Annotated in this window: 9 protein-coding genes; 1 reads left to right on the top strand and 8 read right to left on the bottom strand. The window is 62.7% G+C overall.

What is annotated here, in order from left to right; all coding sequences use genetic code 11:
• Positions 1-156: 156 nt before the first annotated feature.
• The 3 genes from ACTNBZ_RS09335 to ACTNBZ_RS09325 form a co-directional block, all read right to left on the bottom strand.
• Positions 157-1722 (bottom strand): AbgT family transporter, encoded by a 1566-nt coding sequence (locus ACTNBZ_RS09335; protein ID WP_441209393.1) that lies wholly within the window; start codon positions 1720-1722, stop codon positions 157-159.
• Between the two features lie 72 nt (positions 1723-1794).
• A complete protein-coding gene (locus ACTNBZ_RS09330) occupies positions 1795-2982 on the bottom strand; it encodes a MalY/PatB family protein (protein WP_441209392.1) in 1188 nt (395 codons plus the stop codon).
• 278 nt (positions 2983-3260) lie between these two features.
• Positions 3261-5354: a sigma-54 interaction domain-containing protein gene (locus tag ACTNBZ_RS09325; RefSeq protein WP_441209391.1), complete on the bottom strand. Its 2094-nt coding sequence runs from the start codon at positions 5352-5354 to the stop codon at positions 3261-3263.
• 172 nt (positions 5355-5526) lie between these two features.
• Here ACTNBZ_RS09325 and ACTNBZ_RS09320 point away from each other — a divergent pair, with 172 nt between their 5' ends.
• A complete protein-coding gene (locus ACTNBZ_RS09320) occupies positions 5527-6705 on the top strand; it encodes a M20 metallopeptidase family protein (protein WP_441209390.1) in 1179 nt (392 codons plus the stop codon).
• A gap of 550 nt (positions 6706-7255) precedes the next feature.
• Here ACTNBZ_RS09320 and ACTNBZ_RS09315 read toward each other — a convergent pair.
• From ACTNBZ_RS09315 to ACTNBZ_RS09295, 5 genes are all read right to left on the bottom strand, one after another.
• The gene (locus tag ACTNBZ_RS09315; RefSeq protein ID WP_441209394.1) at positions 7256-9637 is read right to left on the bottom strand and encodes a phosphoketolase family protein; all 2382 of its coding nucleotides are present in this window, start codon (positions 9635-9637) and stop codon (positions 7256-7258) included.
• Positions 9638-9840: 203 nt separating this feature from the next.
• A complete protein-coding gene (locus ACTNBZ_RS09310; RefSeq protein WP_441209389.1) occupies positions 9841-11196 on the bottom strand; it encodes an MATE family efflux transporter in 1356 nt (451 codons plus the stop codon).
• 219 nt (positions 11197-11415) lie between these two features.
• A complete protein-coding gene (locus tag ACTNBZ_RS09305) occupies positions 11416-12876 on the bottom strand; it encodes a serpin family protein (protein WP_441209388.1) in 1461 nt (486 codons plus the stop codon).
• Positions 12876-13220: an RNA polymerase sigma factor gene (locus ACTNBZ_RS09300; RefSeq protein WP_441209387.1), complete on the bottom strand. Its 345-nt coding sequence runs from the start codon at positions 13218-13220 to the stop codon at positions 12876-12878. Before ACTNBZ_RS09300 ends, ACTNBZ_RS09305 begins: the two co-directional genes overlap by 1 nt.
• A gap of 37 nt (positions 13221-13257) precedes the next feature.
• The gene (locus ACTNBZ_RS09295) at positions 13258-13428 is read right to left on the bottom strand and encodes a sigma factor (RefSeq protein WP_441209386.1); all 171 of its coding nucleotides are present in this window, start codon (positions 13426-13428) and stop codon (positions 13258-13260) included.

The raw sequence follows: 13428 nt of genomic DNA, 5'->3' as shown, positions 1-13428 counted from the left end.
GCCGGGGGCGGCCCCGGCGGCCCCCCCCGCGCGGGGGGTGTTTTTTTTTTTTTTCTTTTTTTTTTTTTTTTAAAAAAAAATTACTTTTTAAATAACACCGGGGCGGCCCGCCCGGCGCCCCCCCAAGTCCTGCACGAGTTCGGTATGGAGTTTGGATTAAGCGGGATAGAACATCGGGGAACCGGGGCCAAGGGGCAGGCCCAGGACATACCAGATGATGAAGAGCACGATCCAGCCCAGCAGGAAGGCGATGGAGTAGGGCAGCATGGTGGAGACCACGGTGCCGATACCGGCCTTCTTGTCGTACTTCTGGAAGAAGGCCACAGTCAGCACGAAGAAGGGCATGGTGGGGGCGATGATGTTGGTGCAGGAGTCGCCGATGCGGTAGGCCACCTGAGTCAGCTCAGGAGACAGGCCAAGGCGCATGAACATGGGCACGAAGATGGGAGCCATGATGGCCCACTTGGCGGAGTCCACGGCCACCAGCAGGTTGAGCAGGGCGGTGATCAGGATAAAGACAATGATCAGAGGCAGACCAACGAAGCCGATGTTCTTCAGGAAGTTGGCGCCGCTGACGGACAGGATGGTGCCCAGGTTGGAGTAGGTGAAGAAGTTGGTGAACTGGGCGGCGAAGAAAATGAGGACCATGAAGCCGGAGATGCCAGCGATGCCCTTGGTCATCAGGTCAACGACGTCCTTGTCGCTCTTGATGGTGCCGGCGCCCACGCCGAAGGCGATGCCGGGGATGAGGAACAGGAGCATCATGAAGAAGATGATGCCGCTCATGAAGGGGCTGGAGAGGATCGCGCCGGTCTCGGGGTTGCGCAGCAGGCCATTGGGAGGCAGCACGGCGATGGCGATGACGGCCAGGTACACCAGAGCGGCGATGCCGGCGAACTTCAGGCCGCGGCGCTCGGCGGCGGTCAGATCATTGGTGGCGGTGTCGATGGTGCCCTCGGGCACATACTTGCCCAGGCGGGGCTCCACCAGCTTGTCGGTGATCAGGGTGCCCACGGCGGTGATGACGAAGGTGGACGCGAACATAAAGAACCAGTTACACACGGGAGAGACGGTGTAGTTGGGGTCCAGCATGTTGGCGGCCTGAGTGGACATGCCGGCAAACATGGGATCGTTGGTACCGATCAGCAGGTTGGCGCTCCAGCCGCCGGACACACCGGCAAAGGCAGCAGCCAGACCGGCGATGGGATGACGGCCAAAGGCCATGAACAGGATGGCGCCCAGGGGGACCAGCACCACATAGCCGGTGGAGGAGGCGATGTTGGACATGATGCCCAGGAATACCACCATGGCGGTGACCAGGCTCTTGGGAGCGGAGTTGGCAGCCTTGCGCAGCAGGGCGGAGATCATGCCGGAGCCGTCAGCCACGCTGACGCCGATGATGATGGTAAACACGGTGCCCAGCGCAAAGAAGCTGGTGAAGTTGCTGACGATCTTGGTGACCAGGGTGCGGATGGAGTCGCCGGTGAGCAGGCTCACGGCCGCAACAGTGACCTCCACGATCTCGTTGTTGTTGTGGGTATCGATGGCCTCATAGGTCACCGATACGCCGGCAGCGGCGCAGATCGCGGAGATGACCATGACCAGGGCGGTCAGGATCAGGAAAATGACTGCGGGGCTGGGAAGGGCGTTACCGGCGCGCTCGACCACGTCCAGAGCGCGGACGATAAAGCTCTTCTTCTCCAAGGTGTTGTTCTTGGACATAGAAAATCCTCCTCTTTATATTTTATCCAATCTCCCGACAGGAGACAAGATACCGGGGAACCGGGCCCTCTCTCAGCGGCCCTTGAGTTCGTCCACCGCGGCCTTGAGCTGGCCCAGGGCCTTCTCAACGGTACAGCGGGGGCAGGCGATATTCATGCGCATAAAGCCCTCGCCCTCCTTGGGGCCGAAGCCGCGGCCGTCGTTGAGGGCAAGATGGGCCTTTTCCACCATGAAGCGGGGCAGCTCATCGCCGGGCAGCCCCAGGCCCTTGCAGTCCAGCCACAGCAGATAGGTGCACTCGGGGCGGTGGAGCTTGATCTCGGGGATGTTCTCCCGCAGGTATTCCTCCACATAGAGCACGTTCTGCTCCAGGTGGGCGAGCAGCTGCTCCAGCCACTCCTCACCGTGGCGGAAAGCGGCCTCCACGGCCACCAGGCTGAAGCAGTTGTTGCGGTGTACATCCAGGCCCTTCCAGAACTTCTGATACCGGTCCTGCAGCTCCTGGTTGGGGAACACGATGGTGGCGGCCTGCAGGCCGGCCAGATTGAAGGTCTTGGTGGCCGAGGTGCAGGTAATGGTATGGGCGGCGATCTCCTCGCTGACGGAGGCCATGGGGGTGTGCTTATGGCCGAAGAGCATCAGGTCGCTGTGGATCTCATCGCTGATGATGAGGGTGCCGTACTTCACGCACAGCTCGCCCATGCGGCGCAGTTCCGCGGGAGTCCACACCCGGCCAACGGGATTGTGGGGGTTGCAGAGGATGAAGATGGGAGGCTTGCGCTTGAGGGCGTTCTCAAAGGCCTCGAAGTCCACGTTGTAGCGGCCGTTTTCGTCCTCTTTCAGGGAGACGGTCAGGGGTTTGCGGTCCCAGTTCTCCACCGAGTCATAAAACTCGCCGTAAACAGGAGTCAGGAACAGGATCTCATCACCGGGATTGGAGAACTCCCGCACACAGGTGCACAGGGTCGGGACCACGCCCAGGCTGAACAGGCAGCGCTTGATATCGGGCCGCCAGCCGTTGCGCTTCTCCTGCCAGTCGCACACGGCCTCGAAATAGGAGTCGGGGCGGCTGGTGTAGCCGAACATAGCCTGCTTGTTGCGTGCGTCGATGGCATCCAAGATGGGCTGGGCCGTGCGCAGGTCCATGTCCGCGATCCACATGGGGATCAGGTCCCGGCGGCCGTACCGCTGTTCCAATTCATCGTACTTTGCCGCAAAATTGTCCCAGCGGTCAATGGGCTGATTAAAATCGTACTGCATCTTATCTCTCACTTTCCTTGACGGTGGCCCGGCGGAAGCGCCTTTCAGCTTCCGCAGTCGAACGCATAATAATAAAGCAGGAATCATGCCAAGTTTGTAAAACAAAAAAATTATGTGCAAAATAGATAAAATAAAACGGAGCAATTTTACGCAGTCGCCGAAAAAATGGAGAGGAATCAATAAAAAAGAGGTGTTTTATTGGGGGAAGCCCCAATAAAACACCCATTTTTTAATTTGTTTCACCAATTAACGACGATTAACGACCCAATAAACACCCATTAAAATGACGGGGTCTGCTTCAGGCGCATGGAGATGGCCCGGCCCAGGGAGGTGGGACGGCTGCCGCCCCGGCCCCGGCGGACCTCCACCAGCCCCAGTTCCTCCAGACGAAGAAGGGCGGTGCGGGCAGTCTGCTCGGTCATGGGAATCCCCCGCTCCGCTGCGCGGGCGGCCAGGGCCTTCCGGCCCATGGAAGAGGAGAGGCACAGCTCGGAGAGGATAAAGGCGTAGGCGGGCAGGTCGCTCCCCGCCGCCCGGCGGAGCTGGGCCATGGCCTGGCCGGTGACGTCGCCGGCGCAAGGCTCCCCCGGGTCGGGAGCGGGGGAGAAGGAGCCTGGCTCGGTGGAGGAAAAAATGGTGGGAGGCAGGTCCTCGGGCTGGATAATGGGCTTGTCCAGATAGGCCAGGTATTCCACGCAGTTGCGCAGTTCCCGGACGTTTCCGTCCCACCGGTGTGCCATGAGTACCTGTATGGCGGCGGGGCTGAGGGAGAAGGAGGCCCCCAGGCCCTCCTTGATGCGTTCCAGCAGGAGCTGCACATCCTGTCCCCGTTCCCGCAGCGGGGGAAGCTGGAGGGGCAGCACACTCAGCCGGTAGAACAGGTCCCGGCGGAAGCCGCCCTGACGCACGATGGCGGGCAGGTCCTCGTTGGTAGCCGCGATGATGCGCACGTCCACCGGGATCACATCCACGCCGCCCAGCCGGACGATCTCCTTTTCCTGCAATACCCGGAGCAGCTTGACCTGCAGCATGGGGCTCATGGCCTCGATCTCGTCCAGGAAGAGGGTGCCGCTGCGGGCGGCCTCGAAGAAGCCCATGTGGCCGCCCTTTTTGGCGCCGGTGAAGGAACCCTCCTCGTAGCCGAAGAGCTGGCTCTCCAGCAGGGAATCGGGAATAGCGGCGCAGTTGATGGCTACAAAAGGCTCCTTCCGGCGGGCGCTGGCAGCGTGGATGGCGTGGGCGAAGAGTTCTTTGCCGGTGCCGCTCTCACCGCTGATGAGGATGGCGGCGCTGCTGGCCGCCATTTTGCGGGCCAGGGCCTTGGCGGTGAGGATGGGCTGGCTCTGGCCCACGATACTGTCAAAGGTGTACTTGGTGGTGTGGCCCTTGCCCAGGATCTGCCGGCGCATCTTCTGCTGGCGCTTTTCCTCGTCGTGGAAGCGCTGGAGGATGCAGAAGGCCCCCATCAGGCGGCCGCTGCGGAACACGGGCTGGAGGCTGACGTTGACAGCGCTGCCGTTGATCTCCACCAGCCGGGCCTGGATGGCCTTGCGATTGGCAAAGCATTCGCCGAAGGGCAGCATGGACAGCGATTCCTGGGACGGATGGTCCAGCAGCTGGTGGACCGGAATGTCCAGAATCTCCTCGGCCTTGGGGTTGCAGGCGAAGATGGTGCCGTCGGAGTCCACGCCGATGACGCCGGCGTCCAGGGCCTGCTGGAACAGGTCGAAAAGGCTCTCCACCTGGATGGAGCGGTGGAACATGCGCTCGATGCTGTAGGAGTGCTTGGCCAGGGAGGACAGATACGCCTGGAAGTGGGGCTGGTCCAGGATATGCTCGCATTTCAGGTGAAAGGCCAGCTCGATAAAGGTATTGCCGCTGAGGAGCCGGGGCCCCAGGTCGATGACCTCCTCCACCCAGTCGGGCACATAGCGCCGCTCTCCTGTGGTCACAGCGCAGGAGAGCCGGGGAGGCTCAGGCGCGCCGGGATAATAGGGAACGAACTGGATGTTGGTTGCGCCCAGCTGGTTGAGCAGGGCGATGGTCTCGGTGGCCATGGGCTGATTGATGTTCACTAGCAGGGCCCGGGTGTTCCGGGGCACGGCCAGCAGGCGGTACAGGCTCTCCTGGGTGATGTATACCTCGCTGATGACCACTTTGCCCTGGCTTGGAAGGAGCTGGGTGATGTCCCGGTCAGAGAAAGCGCAGGTGGAGACCAGGTATACGTCGGCGGGGGCGATCTGGTCGATGGTGCCTGCCTGTACACTGTAGGTGCGGATCTCCACCTCGTCGCCGAAAAATTCCCGCACCTGATCGGCGTAGAGGTTGACCGAGTCGGTATCCCAGGTAATGATATCCAATTGCTTTGACATATTGATACCCCTTTTCACCTATTTCACCTATTTATTATGGCATACTCCCGCCCTTTTTGTCAAGAAAGCGGGAATGAACGGGTGGCATGGAACTTGCAGTATCAATAGGAGAAAAACGAAAATGGAGACCGCCGGTCCCCAGGGAACGGGCGGATGAAAGGAGCATACCGCTATGATCGAGATGAAAGCACTGTACCGGGAGGCGCTGGAGAACCGGGATGAGCTGGTGAACTGCCGGAGGGCCCTCCACCAGATCCCCGAGCTGGGCATGGACCTGCCCAACACCACCGCCTATGTGTGCCGTGAGCTGGAGGCCCTGGGCTGCCGCCCGGAGCGGCTTGCCGGCGGCGTCACCACCTGTATCGGGCCGGAGAAGGGGCCGGTGTTCCTGCTGCGGGGGGATATGGACGCCCTGGGCATGACCGAGGAGAGCGGCCTGCCCTTTGCCGCCTCCTGCGGCCGGGCCCACACCTGCGGCCATGACATCCACACCACCATGCTGCTGGGGGCCGCCCGGCTGCTGAAGGCCCATGAGAACGAACTGTCCGGCCGGGTGAAGCTGATGTTCCAGCCCGGTGAGGAGACCCTCCAGGGCGCCTCCGCCATGGTGGAGGCCGGCATCCTGGAGAACCCCAAGGTGGACGCGGCGCTGGCCCTCCATGTGTTCCCCGGACCCATGCACGTGGGCACCCTGGCCTGGCGGCCCGGCCCAACCCTGGCCTCTTCGGACAGCTTCCGGATCACCGTCACCGGCAAGGCGGGTCACGGCGCCATCCCCCAGAACGCCGTGGACCCCATCAACATCGCCGCCCACATCCTGCTGGCCCTGCAGGAGATCAACGCCCGGGAGGTGGATCCCCAGGACCCCCTGGTGCTCACTGTGTGCACCATGCACGCCGGCAAGCTCCACAATTCCATCCCTGAGTCCGCCGAGCTCACCGGCAGCATCCGGGCCTATTCCAATGCGAACCGGGCCCTGGGCAAGGAGCGGCTGGTCCGCATCTGCGAGGGCATGGCGGAGCTCTTCCGGGGCTCCTGCAAGGTGGAGTTCCTCTCCGGCGTGGCCTCCCTCCACAACCAGCCCGACCTGGCGGTGGAACTGGCGGGCTACACCGGTGAGATCGCGACCAAAATGGAAGAGCTGCCCAAGCAGATGGGCAGCGAGGACTTCGCCGAGGTCACACAGAAGGTGCCGTCGGTCTTTATGGGCATCGGCGCCGGCGGCCCGGAGGAGATCTATAACCGGGCCGGCTCCCACCACCCCGCCATCGTGTTCAACGAGGATGTGCTCCCTCTGGGCGCGGCGGTGCTGGCGGGCTGCGCGGCCAACTGGCTGAAAAAGCACGGATAAGACGAGGGGCCCCCGCGGCAGCGGGGGCCCTGTTTTTTGCGCTTTTTCGCCGCGGGCGGAGACGGGGCTCGCTCTCGCCGCGCTCGCCGCCTGCCCGGCGAGGGCCCCATTTCTTTTGCCAAAAGAAATGGGGGAAAGAAAACGCCCAAAGGGGTGCACGGCCCCCCTTTGGAATCCCCTATACGGGGGAGTTCTTACGCAGTGCCCACGTTGACAGAGCCCTTCCGCGCTGCCTGCGTGGTGCCTCCCCGCCTTATGTCTGCACCATGCGAGCACGGCAGAGAACCATCTTGATTTTGATGGCACCGGGGGAGCGGCCCTCGGATAGGGAGGGAGCCCCGAGGGAGGGCTGGGCCTCCCTCGGGACCTTTCTTTTCCCCATTTCTTTCGTGAAAGAAATGGGGCGCTGTCCGCGCAGGACGCCCGTCCGGCGAGGACGCCCCCCCGTCCCCGCCCACGGCGGGCAAAACTTCCTCGCAGGGCAAAATAAGGCGCACCGCAGGCCTGCGGTGCGCCTTATTTATGGCATGTAAACGGGAAGAACCGGCATTTATTCGATGCCTTTGCCGTCGTTCCACTTCCACTCCCGGACCTCGGGCATATCCACGCCGTTGGCGATGATGTACTGCTTGTGCTCCACTAGCTTGTCCTTCATGAGCTGGATGAGGAAGGAGCCACGGTTGCCCAGCTGGGGCAGACGCTTGACCACGTCCTCCACCAGGTGGAAGCGGTCGATGTCGTTCTGGACCCGCATGTCGAAGGGGGTGGTGATGGTGCCCTCCTCCTTATAGCCGCGGACGTGGAGGTGCTTGTTGTGGCGGCGGTAGGTCAGCTCATGGATCAGGGTGGGATAGCCGTGGAAGGCGAAGATGATGGGCTTATCCACCGTGAAGAGCGCGTCGAAATCCTCGGCGGTGAGGCCGTGGGGGTGCTCGGTATGGGGCTGGAGCTTCATCAGGTCCACCACATTGATGACCCGGATCCTCAGTTCGGGCAGGTACTTGTGCAGGATAGTGACGGCGGCCAGGGTCTCCAGCGTGGGAGTCTCGCCGCAGCAGGCCATAACCACATCAGGCTCGCAGCCCTGGTCGTTGGAGGCCCACTGCCAGATGCCGATGCCGTGGGTGCAGTGCTTGATGGCCTCGTCCATGGTGAGCCACTGGGGCCGGGGGTGCTTGGAGGTCACCATCACATTGACATAGTTCCGGCTGCGGATGCAGTGGTCAAAGCAGGAGAGCAGGCAGTTGCCGTCGGGAGGCAGGTAGAGCCGCACCACATCGGCCTTCTTGTTGGCCACATGGTCCAGGAAGCCGGGGTCCTGGTGGGTAAAGCCGTTGTGGTCCTGCTGCCAGACATTGGAGGAGAGAACGTAGTTGAGAGAGGCGATGTCCTGCCGCCAGGGGAGCTGGGAGCAGACCTTGAGCCACTTGGCATGCTGGGCGAACATGGAATCCACGATGCGGATGAAGGCCTCATAGCTGTTGAAGAAGCCGTGGCGGCCGGTGAGGAGGTAGCCCTCCAGCCAGCCCTGGCACATGTGCTCGGAGAGCATGGAGTCCATGACCCGGCCGTCCGGGGCCAAGAATTCATCCCGGTCAGTGCGCTCGGCGTTCCAGCAGCGGCTGCTCTCCTGGAATACGGCGCCCAGACCGTTGGACATGGTCTCGTCGGGGCCGAATACCCGGAAGTTCCGGGCCTCCTGGTTGAGCTTGAGGATGTCCCGGACGAATTTGCCCAGCTCGTTCATGTCCTGCCCCATGACCTCGCCGGGCGCGGGGACCTCCACCGCGTACTCCCGGAAGTCGGGGATGCGCAGGTCCCGCAGCAGCAGGCCGCCGTTGGCGTGGGGATTGCTGCCCATACGCCGGTCACCCTTGGGGGCCAGAGCCTGCAGCTCGGGGATCAGGGCGCCGTTGCGGTCAAAGAGCTCCTCAGGCCGGTAGCTTTTCAGCCAGTTTTCCAGTACCTTCAGGTGCTCGGGGTGGTCCTCCCCCACGCTGACCGGCACCTGGTGGGAGCGGAAGCTGGCCTCCATCCGCAGGCCGTCCACCTCCTTGGGCCCGGTCCAGCCCTTGGGGGAGCGGAACACGATCATGGGCCAGCGGGGGCGGGAGGTATCCCCGGTAGCCCGGGCGCTCTGCTGGATGCGCTCGATCTCCCGCACGGCCCAGTCCAGAGCGGCGGCCATCTGCTGGTGCATGCGGATGGGCTCGTCTCCCTCCACAAAGCGGGGAGTCCAGCCGCAGCCCTTGAAGAAGTCCTCCACTTCCTCGGAAGTGATGCGGGAGAAAATGGTGGGGTTGGAGATCTTGAAGCCGTTCAGGTGCAGGATGGGGAGAACGGCGCCGTCCGTGATGGGATTGAGGAACTTGTTGGAGTGCCACGCGGTGGCCAGGGGGCCGGTCTCGGCCTCTCCGTCCCCCACCACGCAGGCGGCGATCAGGTCCGGATTGTCCATCACCGCGCCGAACGCGTGGGCCAGGGAATAGCCCAACTCGCCGCCCTCGTTGATGGAACCGGGGGTCTCGGGCGCGCAGTGGCTGGGGATGCCGCCGGGGAAGGAGAACTGTTTGAAGAGCTTCTTCATGCCCTCCATATCCCGGCTGACGTTGGGATAGATCTCGCTGTAGGTGCCCTCCAGATAGGTCTGGGCCACCAGGGCGTTCCCGCCGTGGCCGGGACCGCTGATGTAGATCATGTTCAGATCGTACTTGTTGATGATGCGGTTGAGGTGGGTGTAAATGAAGTTTTGGCCGGGAACGGTGCCCCAGTGGCCCACCACAGTCTTTTTCAGGTGCTCCGGGCGAAGAGGCTTGCGGAGCAGGGGATTATCCAGAAGATAGAGCTGCCCGGCGGCCAGATAATTGGCGGCCCGCCAGTAGGCGTCCAGCTTGCGCAGCATATCAGGGGTGAGGGGACCCTTTTTTGACATGCGGGTGGAAGTTTTAGCGACGGATTTTGCCGCGGTAGATGCCTTTCGAGCCAAAATAACGCCCTCCTTATGCATACAATTACATCATTATTATATGACATACAGGGGGAAAGTCAAGGCGAATTACGGAAAATTAACAGTTAAGACCCTGTAGAAAAGGATACAGACCGTCAAATAGACGAAAGCGGAACAGAAAAACGTGCTCAATCAGCCTGAGACAGGGGATCCACCCGGGTACGGGAAATGTGCCGGTAGAGCAGAATGGAAAGGACGCAGGCCACGCCCTCGGAGAGAGGAAAGGCCAGCCAGATGGCCCCGGGCCGGAGAAAGCCCAGCAGGATGGCCAGCGGCAGGAGGAAGCCCAGCTGCCGCAGTACGGACACCAGCAGGCTGGAGCGGGGAGCTCCCACCGCCTGGAAGGCGGCGCACAGGATCACCGAAACGCTGGCAAATAGAAAGACAGGGGAAAGCATCCGCAGGGCAATGACTCCGTCTGCCATCTGTGCGGCATCGGCGCTGAACAGGCGCAGCAGCAGCGCGGGCGCGGCGGCGAAGAGCAGCGTGCCCAGGGACATGACGCTCAGGGCCATCACCAGAGCGAAGCGGACGGTGGCATGGATGCGCCGGGGATTGCGGGCGCCGTAATTATAACCGATGATGGGGATCATGCCGTTGTTGAGACCGAATACCGGCATGAAGCAGAAGGACTGGAGCTTGTAGTACGCGCCCAGCAGGAATACGCCGTTGACGGTGAAGTAGGCCATGACCTTGTTCATACCCAGCATCATCACCGAACTCAAAAGCTGGATGAGGATGGCGGGCAGGCCGATCTCGTAGATGGCGCGGATCACATGCAGGTCGGGGCGGAACCCCCGGAAGGTGAGCTTGAGCACGGGGCTGCGGCGGACCATCCAGAGGGTGAGGACCATGCCGAAGAACTGGCTGATGACAGTGGCGATGGCCGCGCCGGCCACCTCCAGCCGGGGGAAGGGCCCCACGCCGAAGATGAGCAGCGGGTCCAGCAGGATATTGAGCAGGGCGCCGGAGCTCTGGCCGATCATGGGGCCGATGGTGTTTCCGCTGGCCTGGAGCACCCGCTCGGAGCAGATCTGCCCCGCCACGGTAAAGGCGAATACGGTGACGATGGAGATGTACTGCCCGCCGTATCCGATAACGGCGGGCACGTCGCTGAACAGGCTGATAAAAGCACGGCTGCCGGTAAGACCGAAGACCAGGAAGAGAACCGAGATGACGCCAAAGACGAAATAGCCGTTCACAGCGATCCGGGAGGCCAGATCGGGCCGGTGCTCTCCCAGACGGCGGGAGATGAGGGCGTTGAGGCCCACGGCGCTGCCGGCGCACAGGGCCACGATGATGGACTGCACCGGGAAGGCCAGGGAGAGGGCCACAAAGCCATCGCTGCTGAGCTTGGCGACAAACATGCTGTCCACCAGATTGTACAGGGCCTGGATCATCATGGAGAGCATGATGGGCCAGGACATCTGCAGCAGGAGGGGGCGTACGGGCATGCTCTCCATTTTGTTGACAGGTCGTTCCATTTAAATTCCTCACTTTCAAACAGATCAGAGGGGCGGACGGCCAAAAAAAACGGGCTTTCCGGTATAGGAAAGCCCGTTAGCGTTGGCAGGGAGATACGGTGGACGAGGGACGGGAAGCTGTTCCCACCGTGGGGAGCCCGCGGTCCGCAGCGCTCCTTATCAAAATATTATAATGGCTGTCCGGAGAAAAGTCAAGGAAAAGATGGAAAAAGTCCCTGTTTAACCCGTAGGATCATGGACCACCCCTGCGAAAAGGGGCACACCCTCCACCGGAGAGGTGATGACGAAGAGGAAGGGCCGGTCCAGGTCCATAATGCAGGTCTCGTCGGGAGGGGCCGCCGCTCCGGCTCCCATGAGCTCCACAAAGCTCACGCCCCGGATGCCCTCCTCGTCGGCCTCCACCCGGGCGGACTGCCGGGCGGAGGAGAGGGTGATGGGCTCAGGATAGCCGGGGGAGAGGGCAGAAAAATCCGAGCGGGCGGGGTCGAACACGTCTGTGACCCCCAGGGCCTTCATTGTGTCAGCCAACTCCAGAGTGGAGGACACGTCAAATTTGGGCACCGACCACTCCACCCGCCGGTATTCGGTCAGTTCCTCATCACGGAGCGAGGCCCACAGGGCCGGGTCGACAGCCAGGTCATCGGCGGAATGCCCCTCGTCCGGCAGGATGAACCATACGGAACCGTTCTCGGTATACAGCCGGGCGGCGTTGTACCCCTCCACGCAGATGGTGGCGAAGGAGTCGTGGGAGGCGGAGCGGTGCATGAAGGGGACGGTGAGCTCGGTGCCGTCGGCCTTGGTAAAGATATCATCATAGGTTTTGGAGGCGTCAAATTTTTTGGACCACTCGCCGTAATACCGCAGGGTGGAGAAGAGGGCCAGTACAGTCTCCGGGCTGGTGGACACGCCCTTCACCGCCCCCTCCAGCCGGCCGCTGGTCTGGGCGCTGAGCCAGGAGCGGATGGCCTTGTCGGCCTTGTCGGTGCCCATGTCCACCCGGTAGGTGCCGGCGTAGTAAGACTGGGCCAAAGTGTCCACGGTATTTTGGTCATAGGTCACATCACGGTCCAGCCACAGGGAGTTGGCGGGCAGGATACCCGAGAGGCCGTTGTCCTGATAGAGGGTGCGCCACAGCACGCCGGCCTGCTGCCGGGCGGAGTCCAGGTCCTCCAGCCCCAGGGCGGAGAGGATCTGCTCCCGGCTCTCCCCGGCGGTGGCCTCGGCCAGCATGGACAGTGCAAACCACAGGTTCACCGGGGAGCAGATCCGGTTTTCTCCCGGTTCTCCCGCCAGGGTCAGGGCGGCGCTCCGGTCGGAAAAGGCGGCGGCCGCCGCGGCGTAGCCATCCCTGTCCAGTTCGCCGATGGTGCTCCGGTAGTCCCGCATCCGCTCGCGGTAGTTGGTGAGGAAGGTGAGGCGGCCCTGCCGGGGATAGTCGGGATACTCCGGCTGGGCGGCGGCACAGGAGCGCAGGCCGGGGACGGCTCCGCTGCTCCCCACCGAGGGCCAGAACAGGGCGTTCACGCCCAGCGCCAGCGCCAGCAGGGCGGCCACCGCCGCGGGCCACCGCCTGCGCCGGCGGCGGGGACGGCGGGCCTTCATGCGCTCCTCGGCACGGCGCTGAAAGTCGGGGGAGAAGGGGAGCTGCTCCATGGCTTCGCGGTACTCCTTTTCGTACATCACTCGTTCCCTCCTTCCAGAACATCCCGGAGCATGGCCCGGCCCCGGTGGAGCCGGGTGCGGGCGGTGACGGGGGAGACCCCCAGCATGGCGGCGATCTCCCCGGTGGACCATCCCTCGCAGTAATGGAGGTGGATGGGGATACGGTAGAGCGGAGGCAGCGCCATCACGGCCTCCAGCACCCCCAGGGGCTCCTCCGGCGCCGGGACGGCAGTATCGGCGGGCATGGGAGAGCGGCGGGAGCGCCAGGCCGCTTTCAGACAGTTCTTGCACTTGTTGACCGTGACCTTGATGAGCCAGGCTTTCTCGTGCTCCGTATCTTTAAAAGGCTTGCCCCGCTCCAACAGGGCGAGAAAGACCGGCGGTTATAGTATTCTATGGTTATTTTGTGTGGGGCTTGCCCCGCTCCAACAGGGCGAGAAAGACCTCCTGGACCACGTCCTCCGCGTCGGCGGTGGAGCCCAGATAGCTGTAGGAGAGCCGAAGGAGCAGGGGAGACCACTGCTCCACCACACGGTGGACGTGGGCGTCGCTGCCAAACACCTCAGCCAT

Source organism: Pseudoflavonifractor sp. HCP28S3_F10 (assembly GCF_052065415.1).
In the GTDB taxonomy this organism is placed as follows: Bacteria; Bacillota; Clostridia; order Oscillospirales; family Oscillospiraceae; genus Pseudoflavonifractor_A.
Note: the sequence above shows the minus strand (reverse complement) of the source record. Positions and strands in the feature narration are given on the sequence as shown.